We start from the raw sequence: 17901 nt of genomic DNA on the forward strand, positions 1-17901 counted from the left end.
CACCATCATGCCGCAGAACTCACTGAATCAGCTTCCAGTTTTTGTAGAAAACCCGACGCAGGGTAAAGGCCATCCCGGCAAACCCAGCGATCACGGCGTTGAGCACCCGGGGCACCGGGGTCGGCCGCACGATATCGATAAACAGGCAGTAACGCTTGGCATCGTTTTTGTTGAAAGACGCGTGCATCAGCGTGTCATCGAAAATAAACAGCGGGTCGTCATGCCAGTAGTGTTTGTGCTGGCCCACCTGGATGTAGACGCCCTCGTGATGCGGTGCCGGCGCCATGTTGTAGAGCACGCGGAACATCATGCGCAGCGGGCCGAAGTGGAAGGAGGTCGAGCGGTTTTCGTTGAACACTGACACGCCGATGGTCTTCACGAACGGCAGTTTTTCGCGCAGTCTCGGAATGTCCAGGGCGGTCTCGATGGGCTGGCCATACCACTGGAAGAACAGCATGCCGCGTTTCTTTTCGGCCATGCGCTCATCCAGGTAGCCGATGATTTCGTCCTTGTGGGCCATGGCATCGTTGATCACCTGTTGCAGGTCTTCACGCCAGGCGGGTGGCAGGTCGGCCATCTTGTAGACGTGGCGGTTAGGCGAACTCAACAGGTCGAACAGGGTGTTGAACGGGGCCAGCAGCCAGGTGTTGCGGCCACTGCCGATAAAGTACTTCTTGATCGTCGTGCGGTCGTACAGCCCATTGCGCAAAAAGTCGTAGACACCACACACCAGCACCAGGCCCAGGAACACCAGGGTGGTGACCGGGAAGCAATAAATAACCAGCAGCACGCCGAAGATCCAGGCGGTCGAGACTATTTTCTTGCGGTTGACACTCGCACTCATGAAGCTCAACTCCAGCGGGGAAGGTGCACGAGTTCCAGTCCTCTGGGCATCGCGAGATGCGGAGGCATGAAACATTATGAAACAATGTCCTTATGATAGGGCTTTCTCCGGCCGCCAGGCGTTTTAAATATTGCGAAATTGTGAAGGCTTTACACAGTTTTTAACCCCGGCAGCGCTGTGTGGAGTGGATTTTGTAAACAGAAGATTTGCGACTATCGTGACGCTTCGGTTTTTTGGACGTCATAGACCGGTACGATTGAAGTTGAATGGCCACCACTGGCCTTCGGCACCTTGGAAGAGGCAGAAATTTTATGATCATCAAACCGCGGGTTCGTGGCTTCATCTGTGTGACCGCTCACCCTGTTGGCTGTGAAGCGAACGTCAAGGAACAGATCGACTACGTGACCCAACACGGCGTCATCGAAGGCGGCCCGAAAAAGGTGCTGGTCCTCGGTGCTTCCACCGGCTACGGCCTGGCCGCGCGCATCAGTGCCGCGTTTGGTTGTGGCGCCGACACCCTGGGCGTGTTTTTTGAGAAAGAAGGCGAAGAAGGCAAGCTGAGCTCCGCCGGCTGGTACAACAGCGCCGCGTTCGAGAAGTTTGCCGTCGAAAAAGGCCTGTACGCCAAGAGCATCAACGGCGACGCGTTTTCCGACGAGATCAAGCGCCTGACCATCGAAACCATCAAGAAAGACCTCGGCAAAATCGACCTGGTCGTCTACAGCCTGGCCGCGCCTCGCCGTACCGACCCGCAAGGCGTGGTGCACAACTCCACCCTCAAGCCGATCGGCAAGGCCGTGACCCTGCGTGGCATCAACACCGACAAAGGCGTTGTGGTCGACACCACCCTGGAGCCAGCGACCCGGGAAGAAATCGACGGCACCGTCAAAGTCATGGGTGGCGAAGACTGGCAGCTGTGGATCGACGCCCTGCGTGACGCCGACGTCCTGGCCGAAGGCGCCAAGACCACTGCGTTCACCTACCTTGGCGAGAAGCTGACCCAGGACATCTACTGGAACGGCTCCATCGGCGAAGCCAAGAAAGACCTCGACAAGAAAGTCCTGACCCTGCGCGACAACCTCGCCGCGCTCAAGGGCGACGCCCGCGTGTCGGTGCTTAAGGCCGTGGTCACCCAGGCCAGCTCCGCTATCCCGATCATGCCGCTGTACCTGTCGCTGCTGTTCAAAGTGATGAAAGAACAGGGCACCCACGAAGGTTGCATCGAGCAGGTTTATGGCCTGTTCAAGGACAGCCTGTACGGCAAGGAGCCGAAGCTCGACGCCGACGGCCGCCTGCGTGCCGACCTGGCCGAACTGGAACCGAAAGTCCAGGACGCCGTGGCGGCCCTGTGGAACCAGGTCACCGACGAAAACGTCAACGAGATCAGCGATTTCGCCGGCTATAAGGCTGAGTTTCTGCGTTTGTTCGGCTTTGAAATCGACGGCGTGGACTACGAGGCTGACGTGAATCCTACCGTGAAGATTAACGGTCTGATCTCGGCGTAACGATCTGGGCCGACAGCAGTCTCCATAACCCTATTATGAGGCTGCTGTTTTGTTGGCGCCCCGGCGTGTTCAGCCTTGGTTGAACCGCCTTTGGGCTTTGACGAAGTCAGAACGCCTGATGCTCACTATTTCTTTTTCCCAAAGCGGATTCACCGGAGCGTGATAGCCGCTGTCCTTGGCTGTTTTGACCAGCTCCGCCATGTCTCGGCTGTCGTTGATCATGCAGATTTCATCGAACCGTCCCAGTCTGACTGGCAGAAAGAAAGTTGCCGGGTAGTTGGCCTCGACGTCCGTCGCCGGGCTGCCGGAGTCCGCATTGTGGTGTACCACCCGCTCTCCGTTACCGACCAATTGATGATTGATCAACGCTATCATCTGCTTTATCCGTGGCGTGGCGTTACCCAAGTCGGGGTCTTCCTTTTGATAGAAACGGGCGGCGCTTTCATAGTCTGCACGCAGCGCTTCGGGCAACTGAAAACAGCCATCGACTGGGTGTCGATGCCTGTAGCTGTCGATCCGTTGTGTGAAAACACTGTGCGCTACATCGGGCACCGGGATTGTATCCTGGGGGCCAAAATCGCTGATGTGAGGCGCCACCATGTGCAGGTCATAATCGGCGGTCAACGCCTTGCCACCGACGTGTTTCGCCAGAACTTCAACCGGTACTCCCTTATGGGTGATGAGGTAGCTGTCTTCTGACGCAGATGTGCGTCTACCTTCAAATGCATACTGCTGTTGACTGGGCCCTTGGGCACTGAAACGCAGTGCTTCTTCGTGGGGCCTTGTTGCCAACTGGGTAATGTGCCCGAGTTTTATCAGTTCGCCGATACGCTCGCCCGAGATTTCCAAGGGGACCGCAACGGCGTGCCCGTCGCGAATGCATGCCTGGATTTGCTCATTGGCGGTGGTCACTTTTGCTGGGGCGTCCTCCTTGAATTTTTCAAGCTTGCTGAACGCCTGGTTTGTACAGATCAGGCCAGCTTGCGGTCCCCAGTTGGCACTTTTTCCTTTGATATGAAAGTCCTTGGTGGGATGACCGGCCGCTATCAACCCGGTAGCCACGGTTTCTACAGGGCGTACGCCAATGATGGAATTGGTGGCCGCTGCGATGTTCTGCAGGGGAACAAGGTGGCTCGGTACTATTCCCGTCTGCTCCTTGACGCGTTCAAATGCGTCGATGACCGAGCTGTTCGCCGCTTGGACGGTGCCGCTCGACTGAGTGGCTTGAGCGCCCAGCAGTGTGTGCAGGCTTAGCGCGGAAGGTGAAATGACAGGGGAGATGATGTCGCTCATTGAGTTGCTCCAAGTCATGTTATATCGGCATGTTGGATGATTCCTTTCGGAACAGCGCATTCCCTCGATTACACAGAGCGACACTAGAGACATTTTGTGCGCGGGGGGGGGAAAGAAGTACTACAGGCTGTATGAAGCCGATCTGCAACGGAAGGTTCAGGCCTGAATGCATGGGAGTTGCAGCGATATCTGTTGTGCGTGAGCCGGAAAATTATCGGAGCGGTCCTACGCCTGCTTACTTGCCGACGCAGGTCACCGGTGTGAGACAGATGCAGCACATTAATTGGGAGGTGCGTATGACAATTCGTGCAGTGGTCTTTGATTCGGCGGTGTCCTGTTTGATTGGAGCCCGCAGCACCTGTACCGCAAGCGGATTGCCGATGATCACGAGCGACAATGGTTTCTCGACCACATCTGCACCCAGGCCTGGAACACCGAGCAGGACGCCGGTCGCTCCCTGGCCGAAGGCACCCGCAGCCTGATCTACCACGCCCGCCTCAGCCAGGTACGGGTCCAGTTGCCGGATATCCAGCCCTCTGAAGTGGTGTTTATCGATAACGTTGCAGGCAATATCGAAGCGGCCCTCGCTCTGGGCTGGCAGCGGACTCACCATGTGTCTGCCGCGCGCACGGCGGCGCAGTTGCGTGAGTTGGGCGTGGGCTTCTAGCGCGCCCACTTTTCCATGGCGAAATCCACGAAGGCGCGCAGCTTGGGCAGGCGATAACGGTCCTGGCCGTAGAGCAGATGCATGGGGCGACTGGGCAGTCGATAGGTGGTCAACAACGCCACCAGTTTGCCGCTCTCCAGGTCCGGTTGTACCAGGGCATCGGCCAGCATGATGATGCCCATGCCGTTGACGGCTGCCTGGCGCAACCCTTGCGAGCTGTTGATGGTCAATGAGCCGGACACCGGCACTTCCACCTCGCCGCTATCGTCGGTCATGCGCCAGAGTTTTTCGGTGTCGCGCCAATTGTCATTTGCCGGGTAGGCGAACGCCAGGCAGTCATGCTGCCTGAGGTCCTCGGGTGTCGAAGGCGTGCCGCGTCGCGCCAGGTAAGCAGGTGACGCGCAGAGGGTGAGGGTGTAGTCCTGCATGGGCCGTGCGATCAGGCTCGATGTTTCCAGTTCGCCAAGACGTATCGCCACGTCGAAGCCGCTGTCGACCAAGTCCATCCGCTCATTGCTCAACACCACGTACAGGTTGATCAGCGGGTAGCGCCGGGAAAATTCGCTCAAGGCCGGTGTAAGGCGTTCGGTGCCGAATACGGGGGGCGCGGTGATGCGCAGGGTGCCCTTGGGGACATCGCTATGGGCTTGTTCGGCCAGTTGCTCGGAGTCGGCCACCAGCCCCAATACTTCCAGGCAGCGCTGGTAATACTGGCCACCGAATTCCGTGAGGCTCTGTTTGCGCGTGGTGCGCTTGAGCAGGCTGACGCCAAGGCGTTGTTCCAGCGCGCGCAAGTGGTTGCCGACCATGGTGGTCGACATCCCGCAGGCTTGGGCTGCGGCGGTCATGCTGCCAGTCTCGACCACCTTCACGTACACCGACATTGCCTGGAACAGATCCATTATCAAGCCCTGGTTTAAAGTTATTGCAGGAATGTGCAGTTTATCCAGCTCAGGTGGCTAACGATACTGAAGCCATCACAACGATGCACTGGAGCCGCACCATGACCGCCGCCTGCTTGATGACCACTTACCAACCCCTGGCGCTGAGCTTTATCCGAGGCCTGGGCACGCGCCTGTGGGACCAGCAGGGCCGTGAATACCTGGATGCGGTGGCCGGTGTGGCGGTGACCAATGTCGGCCATTCGCACCCCAGGTTGGTGACGGCCATCAGCGAGCAGGCTGGCTTGTTGTTGCATACCTCCAACCTCTACAGCATCGACTGGCAACAACGGCTGGCCCAGCGCCTGACTCAACTGTCTGGCCTCGACCGGGCCTTCTTCAACAACTCCGGTGCCGAGGCCAACGAAACAGCGCTGAAACTGGCGCGGCTGCATGGCTGGAAAAAAGGCATTGAAGAACCGTTGGTGGTGGTGATGGAAAATGCTTTTCACGGCCGTACGCTCGGCACCATGGCTGCCAGTGACGGGCCGTCGGTACGCCTGGGTTTCCAGCGCTTGCCGGGGGACTTTCTCAAGGTGGGCTTTGGCGATCTGGCTGCGCTTGAGGCAATCACCCAGACGTTTGGCGCGCGGATCGCCGCGGTCCTGCTGGAACCGATCCAGGGTGAAAGCGGCGTACTGCCGGCACCACCGGGCTACCTGAAAGCCCTGCGTGATCACTGCACCCGCCATGGCTGGTTGATGATGCTCGATGAAATCCAGACCGGCATTGGGCGCACCGGCGCCTGGTTTGCCTTCCAGCATGAAGGCATCGTCCCGGACGTGATGACCCTGGCCAAGGGCCTCGGCAACGGCGTACCCATCGGCGCCTGCCTGGCGCGGGCCGGTGTGGCCCAGTTGTTTACGCCGGGCAGCCATGGCAGCACCTTCGGCGGCAACCCGTTGGCGTGTCGCGTGGGGTGCACCGTGCTGGACATTATCGAAGAACAAGGTTTGCTGCAGAACGCGGCGCTACAGGGCGAGCGCTTGCTGGCGCGGTTGCGGGTGGAACTGGGTGAGCACCCGCACGTCCTGGCGATTCGTGGGCAGGGGTTGATGATCGGGATCGAACTGGCGAGCCCTTATCGTGACCTGGCCCAGCGCGCGGCCCAGGAACACGGCCTGCTGATCAACGTGACGCGGGGCAAGGTCATTCGGCTGCTGCCGCCGCTGACCCTGGCTGCCAAGGAGGTCGAGATGATCGTGCGGGCCATTACCCGGCTACTGGATCAGGCCCGTTGAGCCATTCCTGGTTCAGGGTTTCGGTATCGCCCAGATACTCCAGCAGCCAGGCCATGGCCGGGGACAGCTTGTCCTGTGCCCAGGCCACACACGACGGGCTGGCAGGAAACGGCCGGCTCAATTGCAACGCTACAAGCTCGCCGCGTTCGATCCACGGCAGCACCTGATGCGCCGGCGCCATGCCGACGCACAGGCCGTCACGCAAGCAATCGAGGGCCGATGACCAGTTCGGCACCACCAGCCGACGCTGGTTATCCAGGGTCCAGGTGTCGCGTTTGGGCAGGTTGCGCGATGTATCGGTCATGCACAACGAAGCGAAGGGCCTCAGTTGATCGTCACTCAGCAAGCCTTCGACGCGGGCCAACGGGTGACGCGCACTGACCACACACAGCCAATTCAACAACCCCATGTCGCGAAAGGTGAAGCGGCTGGCCACCGGCACCGCGCTGGTGGCGCCGATCACAATGTCGGTGCGCTCATCCGCCAGGGCATCCCACACGCCGTTGTACACCTCGTATTCCAGCAACAGCTCGACCTCGGGAAACTGCCGGTAGAAATCAATGACCAACTGCCGGCAGCGCTGGGGTTTGACGATGGAATCCACCGCCACCTTCAACTGGCCACTCCAGCCGTTGGCCACTTGCTGGCAAAGGCGTCGGGTGCCGAGCATTTTTTTCATCACGCCACGGGCTTCGTCGATAAACAGCCGGCCGGCCGGCGTCAGCTCGACGTCCCGGTGGCGCCGCACAAACAACGGCACTGCCAGCCATTCCTCGATCTGACGCACCGTATAGCTGATGGCCGACGGCACCCGGTGCAGTTCCTGGGCAGCGGCGCTGAAGCTGCCATGACGCGCGACTGCATCGACAACGTCCAGCGAATATTCGGACCACATGGCGGTTGCCTTCAAATTTATTGATAAGAGTATCCAATTATTATCGCTTCACAGCAAAACTGTCAGCTTCATAATGGGCGGCAGTCAGCAAATAGTTTGATGGCAGGATCAACAAGGCTTCAATGAAAAATTCTTTTGGTTTCACTGGGTATCTGGCGGGGCTGAGCATGCTCGGTTACCTCGCCATGGACATGTATTTACCGGCGTTCGGCGCCATGGGCGAGCACTTGCAGATTGGCGCCGGTGCAGTAGGCGCCAGCTTGAGCATCTTCCTCGCTGGCTTTGCGGTGGGGCAGTTGTTATGGGGGCCGTTGTCCGACCGCCTGGGGCGCAAGCCGATCCTGCTCGCCGGGCTGAGCCTGTTTGTGCTCGGTTGTGCGGGCATGTTCTGGGTCGAAACGGCGCCTCAGTTGCTGGCATTGCGTTTTATCCAAGCCATTGGCGTATGCGCCGCCGCCGTCAGTTGGCAAGCCCTGGTGATCGACCGCTACCCGGCCGACAAGGCCCATCGCGTGTTCGCCAGCATCATGCCGCTGATGTCGTTGTCACCGGCTTTAGCGCCGCTGTTGGGCGCGATGGTGCTGAGTCACTTCGGCTGGCAGGCGATCTTCGGCGTATTGCTGGGTGTGTCGTTGTTGCTGTTGTTGCCGACGTTGTTCCTGCGTACTGCGCAGAAACGTCAGGCCGCGAAGGGCGAACCTTCGCGCCTGGGTTATGGACAGTTACTGACGTCTCGCGTGTTTACCGGCAATGTCATGATTTTTGCCGCGTGCTCGGCCAGTTTCTTCGCCTGGCTGACGGCGTCGCCCTTCATCCTGGGCGGCATGGGCTACAGTCCGAATGACATCGGCCTGAGCTACGTGCTGCCGACCTTGGCGTTCCTGGTCGGTGGCTACAGCTGTCGCAGCGCCTTGCAACACTTCCAGGGCAAGACGCTGTTGCCGTGGCTGCTGCTGGCGTATTGCATCAGCATGGTGGCGTTGTACCTGGTCGCGACCTTGACCGTGCCGAGCCTTACCACCTTGCTGATTCCGTTCTGCCTGATGGCGCTGTGCAACGGTGCCAGTTACCCCATCGTCGTGGCGAACGCGCTGATGCCGTTTGCGCAAAACTCCGGCAAGGCGGCGGCGCTGCAAAATACCCTGCAATTGGGCCTGTGCTTTCTCAGCAGCCTGCTGGTGTCGTCAATGATTGACCAGCCACTGCTGATTACCGTGATTGTGATGCTGGCGACCGCGCCGTTGGCCGTGCTGGGGTACTGGCTGGCGCGGCCCAAGGCCAAGGATTCGGAGCTGGCAGCCGCCTAGAACGTCACTTCCAGGTTCACTGTCGGCGTCGATGTGCGGCTACCCCGGCCGCCATCCACGCCGAATTTGTTATGCCAATACTCGTAACCCACCCCCAGGTACAGGTTCGGCTTGACGCTTTTGCCCGGTCGCACCGCCACCATCAGCGCGGTGCGCACCAGGGCTTCCGGCGCGGTGTCGCGACCGTGATAGTCCTCGCCTTTTTCTCCGACATAATTCATGAAACCCTGGAATTTCGCCGCATGATTGGCAATCTCGAACGGGCGCATCCACGTCAGGTTGAGCATGTAGGTATCGTCGAACGTGTGGTTCGACTCCTGCGCGCCGGGGATGCCGGTGTGGTTCTTTTCCTTGTAGTACAGCAGGCTCAGGTCCAGCACGCCGACGGTGTTGAACTTCAAGGTCGGGCCGATCACCAGGGCGCGCTTCCTGGCTGAGGCGAAGTTGTTGTTGCGGTTGGCATCGAACCCCAACGTCAGCGCGTAATCCTTGACCAGGCCAGTGCCCAGCGGCACATCGAACACCCGCGATGCATACAACTGATGACGGTACACCGCATACACCTCGCTCCCGCCATGATCCGTACCCTTGCGCGGGTCGCGGCTGTCGGACAGGAACACATCGAGGTTGAGGAAATTGCTGCCGTACCGGTAGCCGCTGGCGTGGGTAAAACTGTAGATGCGCTTGCTGAATTCGTCGGGGTTGTTCGGGTTGGTGAACTGCTGGCCGTAGCGAAACCCTACGCTGTTGTTCATCCATTCCACCGCGACGGCCTCCCCGCCGCCGAGGAGGGTGAGTGCGACGGTTGCGCCCTGTAGTGCCTTTTTCATTGTTATGGGTCCTTTGGCGTTCTGGCTCATCACGGCCGGATTGTTTTTGTAACGCCGACGGAGGGTAACTTGTTCGATTGATTGTATACAACTCTATGGACATCCAGTCCAAACATTGCATACAGTGGCCGCACAACAAAAACAGAGAACCCCTCACCATGACTATCCCGAAGGCGTCACCGCAGCGGCCAGAAGATGAGAATCTCGGCGTCGCCGCCAACATGGCTTACGGCCTGCAACATGTGCTCACCATGTACGGCGGCATCGTCGCGGTACCGTTGATCGTCGGCCAGGCGGCGGGTTTGTCGCCGGCGGATATCGGCCTGCTGATCGCCGCGTCGTTGTTCGCCGGTGGCCTGGCCACGCTGTTGCAGACCCTGGGCCTGCCGTTTTTTGGTTGTCAGTTGCCGCTGGTGCAGGGCGTGTCGTTCGCCGGTGTGGCAACCATGGTGGCGATTGTCGGCAGTGATGGCGCCGGTGGTGTGCCGGCGATTCTTGGCGCGGTAATGGCCGCGTCGTTTATCGGATTATTGATAACCCCGGTGTTCTCGCGGATCACCAAGTTTTTCCCGCCGTTGGTAACGGGCATTGTGATCACCACCATCGGCCTGACCCTGATGCCCGTTGCCGCGCGCTGGGCCATGGGCGGCAACAGCCGCGCCGCCGATTTCGGCAGCATGTCCAATATCGGCCTGGCGGCGTTGACCCTGGTGCTGGTGTTGCTGCTGAGCAAGATAGGCAGCGCGACCATCTCGCGCTTGTCGATCCTGCTGGCGATGGTGATCGGCACCGTGATTGCGGTGTTCCTTGGCATGGCCGACTTCTCCGGCGTGACCCAGGGGCCGATGTTCGGTTTCCCCACACCCTTCCATTTCGGCATGCCCACCTTCCATGTGGCCGCGATCATTTCCATGTGCATCGTGGTGATGGTGACCCTGGTCGAGACCTCGGCGGATATTCTGGCGGTGGGTGAAATCATCGACACCAAAGTCGATTCCAAGCGTCTGGGCAACGGCCTGCGTGCCGATATGCTGTCGAGTATGTTCGCGCCGATCTTCGGTTCGTTCACCCAGAGCGCCTTCGCCCAGAACGTCGGGCTGGTGGCGGTGACCGGGGTCAAGAGCCGCTTCGTGGTGGCCACGGGCGGGCTGTTCCTGGTGATCCTCGGCTTGTTGCCCTTCATGGGCCGGGTCATCGCGGCGGTGCCCACTTCAGTGCTGGGCGGGGCCGGGATTGTGCTGTTCGGCACCGTGGCGGCCAGTGGTATCCGCACCTTGTCCAAGGTGGATTATCGCAACAACATGAACCTGATCATCGTGGCCACGTCCATCGGTTTTGGCATGATCCCGATTGCGGCACCGAGCTTCTACGACCACTTCCCGAGCTGGTTCGCGACCATTTTCCACTCGGGGATCAGCTCTTCGGCAATCATGGCGATCCTGCTGAACCTGGCGTTCAACCATTTCACCGCCGGCAATTCGGACCAGCAGTCGGTATTCGTGGCGGGGACCGAACGCAGCTTGTGCTTTCGCGATGTGTCGGAACTGCGTGATGGGGATTACTTCAAGGGCGGCAAGTTGTTTGATGCAGAGGGCAGGGAGATTCCGTTGGTGGCGGAAGTGCCTAGGAAGGTCACCAAACCCGAGGCTAGCGAGGCCTGAATGTGGGAGGGGGCTTGCCCCCGATGACGGTGTATCAACTGAGTGATTGGCGCCTGACACACCGCTATCGGGGGCAAGCCCCCTCCCACAATTGGAATGCATCCAGCTTGAGCATTCAGCCGGCCTTGAGCACTTTGTATTGTGCCGAACACACCTCATCCAGAAACTTCACCACAGTCCCCATGCACGCCTGGCGTTCTTCTACATGGGGCATGTGGCTGGAGTCTTCAAACAGCGCCCAGCGCACATCCGCAATTTCGTCCAGGAACGGCTTGACCACCAGCGGCGTGGCCTCGTCGTGGCGACCCGAGATCACCAGCGTCGGTACGTTGATCGCCGACAGGCGGCCAGTGGATTTCCAGTCTTTCAAGCTGCCGATCACATGGAATTCGGTCGGGCCGCTCATGGCGTGGTACACCGTCGGGTCTGCATCGACCGCGGCGAAGGTGCGCGCCACTTCCTCGGGCCAAGGGATGACCCGGCATACGTGATGGTCATAGAACACCCGCGACGCGGCGAGGTATTCCGGATCCTGGTAGTTGCCGACGGCTTCGTGCTTGAGCAGGGTTTCATGCACGCCTTCAGGCAACAATTTGCGCAGGCGGTTGGCTTCGCTGACCCAGGTGCGCATGCAGGTCGGCGAGTTGGCCGGGATGAACGCGCGCAGGCCCTTGGGTTGCAGGATCGCGTGTTCACTGCCGAGCATGCCGCCCCAGGACTGGCCGAGGATCGCGTAGTTATCGCTGATCTGCAGGTGGTCCAGCAGGTTGTCGAGTTCTTCGAGGAACAGGCCCACGGTCCAGAAGGACGGGTCTTTGTCGGGCAGATGGGTGGAGCGGCCGTTGCCCAACTGGTCGTAGTGGATCACCGCGTGACCGCTGGCGGCGACGTCCTTGAACGCGTCAACATAATCATGGGTGCATCCGGGGCCGCCGTGGATAACCACCAGGGGCGTGCGACCGCTCGACAAGTCACCGGTGACGCGGTACCAGGTTTGGTAGGCGCCAAACGCCGCATACCCTTCGCGGATTTTTTCGATGAATTCCATTTCGTACCCTGCTCTGAAAAAAGGATCAGGGACACGATAATGCGTGGCAGAAATTTAGGTAACTAGCAAAACAGCTAGGTTTTGCCGGGGGGTCAGTCTTCCAGCAACCGGTAATGGGTGGCGCGCACTACCGCCTGCACGCGGTTCTTGGCCCCCAGTTTGTGCATGGCCGAGGCCAGGTGCAGGGTGACCACCGCCAGCGAACGGCTCAATTGCGTGGCAATTTCGGCCGCAGTCAGGCCTTCGGCGGCCCATTTGAGGCACTCACGTTCGCGTTTGGTCAGGTGGATATGCGGGTAAGTGCGCAGCTCTTTGCTGAACAGTGGGTAGGCCGCTTCCTGCAAGGCATGGGAAATCAGGCTGAAGTCCGACAAGGTCTGCTGCGCATCCTTCAACACGCTGCGCGCGTTGCCGGTGCGCAGGCCGGTCAACGAGGCGAAGCCGCCACGGGGCAGGTGGATCGGCACACTGACGCCGCAGGTCAATTGCTGGTCATGCAGGTAGGATGAAACCGGCGCGTGGCAGGGATCGATGATCTTTTGCAGGGGGGTGTCGGCCTTGACGTCGTAGGACCACACGAACGGCGACACCCGGCTCAGAGCCAGGTGTTGCACCGGATCGATCTGGTAGAACCCTTCGCCGCACCACAAGGCATGCCAGTCGGCCGGGGTGTTGCGCAGTTGCAGCACCGAGGGGGTGATCAATGCGCCATCCTGGTCGATCGGCACCGGGGTGTAGTCGTACACCAAGGCGTCGAAGCCCAACTGTTGGGCAAGGATAAAGGTGTTGTCCATCTGCTCGTCCAGGCTCCTGCCCGGCATCAGACGGTGATTTAAGGCAGTCAGCTTGGCCAGCATCCGTTCTGCTCCCGATTTCATTTGAATCTCGACTTGCGGCAAGTAGAATGCCACGCCCCGGCGAAGGACTGCCAGGCCAAACCTATAAGAAATACTAGGTTATGGACGCGCGGCATCCTCGGTAGTGTTGGCCGATCAACGGCCGCTACCTGCCAGGCCGATACAACACAAGGAATGTATGCATGTGGCGTGAAATTGCCCCCGACCAGCAGTACAACGTGCAAGTCGATGGCCATAACCTCGTGGTCTACAGCTTCGGCGAAGGCGATGAGGTGCTGCTGTGCCTCAACGGCGGGCCGGGCCTGCCGTGTGACTACTTGCGCGACGCCCATGGCTGGCTCAAGGAGCATAACCTGCGAGTGGTTGCATTCGACCAGCTTGGCACGGGCGCATCAGCCAGACCCACCGATGTTTCGCTGTGGGAAATCCGCCGTTATGTCGAAGAAGTCGAAACCGTGCGCCAGGCCGTGGGCCTGGGCCGCGTGCATTTGCTCGGGCATTCCTGGGGCGGCTGGCTCGGCATCGAATACGCGATCCATTACCCCGACGCGCTGAAAAGCCTGATCCTCGAAAACACCGTGGGCGACATTCCGCACCTGTCCCAGGAACTGGAGCGCCTGCGCGGCGCCCTCGGCAGCGAAACCGTGGCGATGATGCAACGTCACGAAGCCATGGGTACCCTCGACCACCCGCAGTACCAGGCCGCGATTACCTTGCTCAACTATCGCCACGTGTGCCGGCTGGACGAGTGGCCTGCACCGGTCAGACGCTCTCTCGACGACTGGAACATGGGCCCTTACGAAACCATGCAGGGTCCCAACGAATTTCTCTACATCGGCAACCTCAAGGACTGGAACCGCCTCCCCGAGATGGGCGCGTTCAAGATGCCGATCCTGATCACCACCGGCCAGCACGACGAACTCACCCCGGCCTGCGCCATGCGCATGAAAATGGCGGCCCGGCACGCCGAATTGCATGTGTTCCCCAACAGCAGCCATATGCCGTTTTATGAAGAGCCCCAGGCATATTTCCCGGTGCTGCTGGACTTCCTCTCGCGTCACCGAGGCTGACGGATGAACCTGGCGCGCTACCGTTTTGTGCTGTCCCGGCCGCTGCAGTTGCTGCCGGTGCTGTTTGGCATCAGCCTGATCACCTTTGTGCTGGTGCGCTCGATCCCTGGCGACCCGGCGCGCGCCTTGCTGGGCTCGCGCAGCACGCCGGATGCCTTGCTGAAGATCCGCGCCCAGTACGGCCTCGACCAGCCGTTGTGGCAGCAATACTTCTACTTCCTGAAAAACCTGCTCAAGGGCGACCTCGGCCAATCGCTGCTGTACAAGGTCGACGCCCTCAAGCTGATTGTCACGCGCATCGAGCCCACCCTGGTGCTGGTACTGGGCAGCGTGGTGCTGGCGCTGCTGATCGCGGTGCCGCTGGCGACCTGGGCCGCACGCAACAAGGGGGGCTGGGCGGACAACCTGATCCGCGTGTTCACCACGGTTGGCCTGGGCATGCCGGCGTTCTGGCTGGGCTTGATGCTGATCCTGTTGCTGAGTGTGCAGTGGGGCTTGTTTCCGGTGTCCGGCTACGGCCGCACCTGGCTGGACAAGGCGCATCACATGGTGCTGCCGTGCCTGACGATTGCCCTGGCGTTATCGGCGGTGCTGGTGCGCAACCTGCGGGCGAGCATGCTGATGGAGTTGCAGGCCGATCACGTGACCGCGGCCCGCGCCCGTGGGCTGTCGGAAACCGCCGTTTTTCGTCGGCATGTGTTGCCAAATTCCCTGGTGCCGGCGGTCAACCTGCTGGCGGTGAACATCGGCTGGCTGATCAGCGGCACGGTAGTGATCGAAAGCCTGTTCGCCATTCCCGGTATCGGCCAATTGCTGGTGCGCGGCATTTTCACCCGCGATTACATGGTGGTGCAGGGCGTGGCCATGGTGCTGGCCTGCGCGACGGTGGTGGTCAACTTCATCGCTGACGTGGTGACGGTGGCCCTCGACCCACGGGTGAAGATGCAATGAGCAGCCGCCCGTTGATTGCCCCGTGGCGCTTGCGCCTGCGTTTCGGTTTGCGCAATGGTCGGCTGACGGCAGCGTGGGGCCTGTTGATCCTGCTGGTGTGGCTGGCGCTTGCGCTGTTTGCGCCGTGGATTGCACCGTATGACCCGATTGCGCAGAACCCTGATTTCAGTTTGCTCGCTCCAAGCCTTATGCATCCGTTTGGCACGGATAACTACGGAAGAGATATCCTTTCGAGGGTGATCTGGGGCGCGCGCATCGACCTGCAACTGGCCATTGTCGGGGTGATCTTCCCTTTCATGATCGGCACCTTCATCGGTGCGGTCTCGGGCTATATCGGCGGGCGCTTCGACAGCGTTTGCATGCGCGTGATCGACGTGATCCTGGCGTTTCCCTTCCTGGTGCTGATGCTCGCGATCATGGCCATCCTCGGGCCGGGCTTGAAGAGTTTCTACATCGCCATGGCGCTGGTGGGCTGGGTGTCGTATGCGCGGCTGATCCGCTCGCAGATCCTGGTGCTCAAGGAAAGCGAGTTTGCCCTGGCCGCCAAGAGCCTGGGCTTTGGCCACGGGCGCATTCTGTTCCGGCATCTGCTGCCCAATGCGATGTTCGGCTCGATTGTGTTTTCCATGTCTGACGCGGTGCTGGTGCTGCTCAATGGCGCCGCCGTGAGCTACCTGGGCCTGGGCGTGCAACCGCCGACCGCCGAGTGGGGCACCATGGTGGCCGAGGGGCAGGCCTTTATCACCACGGCCTGGTGGATCTGCACCTTTCCGGGGCTGGCCATCGTGACCCTGGCCATGGGCTTCAGCCTGCTGGCCGATGGCGTGGCGCAAGTATTGGGGGACCGCTCATGAGTCTGCTGCAAGTGCGCGACCTCAGTGTCATCGCCAACAATGCGGGGCGCGATGTAACCCTGGTCGAGCGGGTGTCGTTCGATCTGGCCGAAGGCGAAATCCTCGGCCTGGTAGGGGAAAGCGGCTCGGGCAAGACCATGGCCTGCCGTGGCCTGATGCGCCTGCTGCCATCGCCCAGCCTGCGCGTGCAAGGCGGCTCGGTGCGGCTGGCCGGCCAGGACCTGTTGGCATTGGATGACGCTGGCATGCGCGCTGTGCGCGGCGGCCAACTGGGCATGATTTTCCAGAACCCCAGCAGCCACCTTGATCCGCTGATGCGTATCGGCGAGCAGATTGCCGAGGGCATCCGCCTGCATCAAGGCGCGTCGAAAAAAGACGCGCGATTGCAGGCCATCGACGTGTTGCGCCAGGTTGGCATCCCCGATCCCCAGGCGCGGGTCGACAACTACCCCCACGAGTTTTCCGGCGGCATGCGCCAGCGTGCAATGATCGCCGTGGCGCTGGGCTGCAACCCGAAAGTGCTGATCGCCGACGAACCCACCACCGCCCTGGATGTGACGGTGCAGGCGCAAATCCTGCGGCTGTTGATGGAATTGCGCGACCAGCGCGGCCTGTCGATCATCATGATTACCCATGATCTCGGCGTGGTGGCGCAAACCTGTGATTCCATCGCCGTGATGTACGCCGGGCGGCTGTGCGAGCACGGCAGCAAATACGACTTGCTGGCTCGACCGCAGCATCCCTACACCGCCGGCCTGATCGATTGCCAGCCCGCCCACAGCAGCGGTCACGCCTTGCTGCGCACGATCCCCGGGCAGCCGCCGTTGCTGGATGCATTACCCGCCGGTTGCCGGTTCAACCCGCGTTGCCCGCAGGTTGGCGCATTGTGCACCGAGGTGTTGCCGGACGGTGCTCGGGTCGCCTGTCATTACCCGTTGGGAGCGCAGCCATGAGCCTGTTGCAGATCAAGGACCTTGAGGTGAAGTTTGCCGCCTCCGGCACCGGCGTGTTCGGGTTGAACAAGCAGTGGGTGAGGGCGGTGAACGGCGTGTCGCTGAACCTGGCGGCGGGTGAAACCCTGGGGCTGGTGGGTGAGTCGGGCAGCGGCAAAAGCACCCTGGGCCGCGCCATCCTGCACCTCAACCCGATCAGCGCCGGCCAGGTGTTGTTTGACGGCATCGACATGGCCCATGGCAGCGCCATCGACATCACTCGTCTGCGGCATGAAACCGCAATGATCTTCCAGGACCCGTACGCTGCGTTGAACCCGCGCCACACCATCGGCGAAACCATTGCCGAGGTGCTGCGCGTGCAGCGCAAAGTCGCGCCAGAGCAGGTTGCAGCTCGTGTGAATGAACTGCTCGACCTGGTCGGCCTGCGCCCCGAACTCGCCAGCCGCAAACCCGCCGCCCTCAGCGGTGGCCAGTGCCAGCGCGTCGGCATTGCCCGGGCGCTGGCGGTTGAGCCACGCCTGATCATCGCCGACGAGTGCGTGGCGGCGCTGGATGTGTCGATCCAGGGCCAGATCATCAACCTGCTGCTGGAACTGCAGCAGCGCATGAACCTGGCGATCCTGTTTATCGCCCATGACCTGGCCATCGTGCGCCGATTGTGTGACCGCGTGGCGGTGATGTACCTGGGCAAGATCGTCGAGGAAGGACCGGTGGAGGCGGTCTTCACGGCGCCACGTCATCCGTACACGGCGGCGTTGATCCAGGCGATTCCCGAGATCGATCCGCATCGGCCATTGCCGACAGAACCCTTGCCGGGTGAACCACCGAGCCCACTGAATCTGCCCACAGGCTGCGCCTTTCACCCGCGTTGCCGGCATGCCCGCACCCTGTGTTCCGTGGTGTTGCCGCCGACCCATTTCCTGCACGAGCATCGGTACAGTTGCGTGCTTGAAGAACCTTTGCTTTGACCCATCCCTGCCATTC

Annotated in this window: 16 protein-coding genes and 1 pseudogene; 10 read left to right on the forward strand and 7 right to left on the reverse strand. The window is 60.8% G+C overall.

Going from position 1 to position 17901, the window contains the following annotated elements:
- Nucleotides 1–19: 19 nt before the first annotated feature.
- Complete coding sequence (locus BM017_RS19780; protein WP_092247505.1) at nucleotides 20–844, reverse strand: aspartyl/asparaginyl beta-hydroxylase domain-containing protein; 825 nt, start codon at nucleotides 842–844, stop codon at nucleotides 20–22.
- A 311-nt stretch (nucleotides 845–1155) separates the two neighbouring features.
- Here BM017_RS19780 and fabV point away from each other — a divergent pair, with 311 nt between their 5' ends.
- On the forward strand, nucleotides 1156–2349 hold the full coding sequence (gene fabV, locus BM017_RS19785) for an enoyl-ACP reductase FabV (protein ID WP_092247508.1): 1194 nt from the start codon (nucleotides 1156–1158) through the stop codon (nucleotides 2347–2349).
- A gap of 69 nt (nucleotides 2350–2418) precedes the next feature.
- Here the strand turns inward: fabV and BM017_RS19790 are convergent, their stop codons facing one another.
- Nucleotides 2419–3642, reverse strand: a complete 1224-nt coding sequence (locus BM017_RS19790) for an anthrax toxin-like adenylyl cyclase domain-containing protein (protein WP_092247511.1) — start codon at nucleotides 3640–3642, stop codon at nucleotides 2419–2421.
- 296 nt (nucleotides 3643–3938) lie between these two features.
- Between BM017_RS19790 and BM017_RS29400 the strand changes: the two are divergent.
- Nucleotides 3939–4309, forward strand: a pseudogene (locus BM017_RS29400) (hypothetical protein).
- Here BM017_RS29400 and BM017_RS19800 read toward each other — a convergent pair.
- Nucleotides 4306–5211: a LysR family transcriptional regulator gene (locus BM017_RS19800; protein ID WP_071489046.1), complete on the reverse strand. Its 906-nt coding sequence runs from the start codon at nucleotides 5209–5211 to the stop codon at nucleotides 4306–4308. The pseudogene BM017_RS29400 and the gene BM017_RS19800 overlap by 4 nt on opposite strands.
- A gap of 101 nt (nucleotides 5212–5312) precedes the next feature.
- Here BM017_RS19800 and BM017_RS19805 point away from each other — a divergent pair, with 101 nt between their 5' ends.
- Nucleotides 5313–6491 (forward strand): aspartate aminotransferase family protein, encoded by a 1179-nt coding sequence (locus BM017_RS19805; RefSeq protein WP_092247514.1) that lies wholly within the window; start codon nucleotides 5313–5315, stop codon nucleotides 6489–6491.
- Here the strand turns inward: BM017_RS19805 and punR are convergent.
- Entirely contained in the window at nucleotides 6463–7386 is a 924-nt protein-coding gene (gene punR, locus BM017_RS19810) for a DNA-binding transcriptional activator PunR (RefSeq protein WP_092247516.1), read from the reverse strand. The two genes, BM017_RS19805 and punR, sit on opposite strands and share 29 nt — an antisense overlap.
- Before the next feature lie 122 nt (nucleotides 7387–7508).
- On the opposite strand from punR, the gene punC reads away from it, so the two are divergent.
- Nucleotides 7509–8693: a purine nucleoside transporter PunC gene (gene punC / locus BM017_RS19815; RefSeq protein WP_071489049.1), complete on the forward strand. Its 1185-nt coding sequence runs from the start codon at nucleotides 7509–7511 to the stop codon at nucleotides 8691–8693.
- On the opposite strand, the gene BM017_RS19820 is transcribed toward punC, so the two are convergent.
- Complete coding sequence (locus tag BM017_RS19820; RefSeq protein WP_092247520.1) at nucleotides 8690–9523, reverse strand: nucleoside-binding protein; 834 nt, start codon at nucleotides 9521–9523, stop codon at nucleotides 8690–8692. The genes punC and BM017_RS19820 overlap by 4 nt on opposite strands.
- A gap of 158 nt (nucleotides 9524–9681) precedes the next feature.
- On the opposite strand from BM017_RS19820, the gene BM017_RS19825 reads away from it, so the two are divergent.
- The gene (locus BM017_RS19825; protein WP_092247648.1) at nucleotides 9682–11184 is read left to right on the forward strand and encodes a nucleobase:cation symporter-2 family protein; all 1503 of its coding nucleotides are present in this window, start codon (nucleotides 9682–9684) and stop codon (nucleotides 11182–11184) included.
- Between the two features lie 115 nt (nucleotides 11185–11299).
- Here the strand turns inward: BM017_RS19825 and BM017_RS19830 are convergent, their stop codons facing one another.
- Nucleotides 11300–12232, reverse strand: a complete 933-nt coding sequence (locus BM017_RS19830) for a proline iminopeptidase-family hydrolase (RefSeq protein ID WP_092247523.1) — start codon at nucleotides 12230–12232, stop codon at nucleotides 11300–11302.
- 92 nt (nucleotides 12233–12324) lie between these two features.
- Entirely contained in the window at nucleotides 12325–13089 is a 765-nt protein-coding gene (locus BM017_RS19835; RefSeq protein ID WP_092247526.1) for a LuxR family transcriptional regulator, read from the reverse strand.
- Between the two features lie 182 nt (nucleotides 13090–13271).
- Here BM017_RS19835 and BM017_RS19840 point away from each other — a divergent pair, with 182 nt between their 5' ends.
- From BM017_RS19840 to BM017_RS19860, 5 genes are read left to right on the forward strand one after another with little or no spacing between them, the layout of a single operon-like run.
- The gene (locus BM017_RS19840) at nucleotides 13272–14159 is read left to right on the forward strand and encodes a proline iminopeptidase-family hydrolase (protein WP_092247529.1); all 888 of its coding nucleotides are present in this window, start codon (nucleotides 13272–13274) and stop codon (nucleotides 14157–14159) included.
- A 3-nt stretch (nucleotides 14160–14162) separates the two neighbouring features.
- Nucleotides 14163–15110 (forward strand): ABC transporter permease, encoded by a 948-nt coding sequence (locus tag BM017_RS19845; RefSeq protein ID WP_092247532.1) that lies wholly within the window; start codon nucleotides 14163–14165, stop codon nucleotides 15108–15110.
- Nucleotides 15107–15964 carry an ABC transporter permease gene (locus tag BM017_RS19850; RefSeq protein WP_092247535.1) on the forward strand — a complete coding sequence of 286 codons (858 nt, stop codon included), beginning with the start codon at nucleotides 15107–15109 and terminating at the stop codon, nucleotides 15962–15964. Before BM017_RS19845 ends, BM017_RS19850 begins: the two co-directional genes overlap by 4 nt.
- Nucleotides 15961–16917 carry an ABC transporter ATP-binding protein gene (locus tag BM017_RS19855; protein WP_092247538.1) on the forward strand — a complete coding sequence of 319 codons (957 nt, stop codon included), beginning with the start codon at nucleotides 15961–15963 and terminating at the stop codon, nucleotides 16915–16917. The genes BM017_RS19850 and BM017_RS19855 overlap by 4 nt, the downstream gene beginning before the upstream one ends.
- Nucleotides 16914–17885: an ABC transporter ATP-binding protein gene (locus tag BM017_RS19860; protein ID WP_071489057.1), complete on the forward strand. Its 972-nt coding sequence runs from the start codon at nucleotides 16914–16916 to the stop codon at nucleotides 17883–17885. Before BM017_RS19855 ends, BM017_RS19860 begins: the two co-directional genes overlap by 4 nt.
- The last annotated feature ends 16 nt before the right edge of the window (nucleotides 17886–17901 follow it).

It is taken from the genome of Pseudomonas sp. NFPP04, from assembly GCF_900113815.1.
GTDB lineage: Bacteria > Pseudomonadota > Gammaproteobacteria > Pseudomonadales > Pseudomonadaceae > Aquipseudomonas > Aquipseudomonas extremorientalis.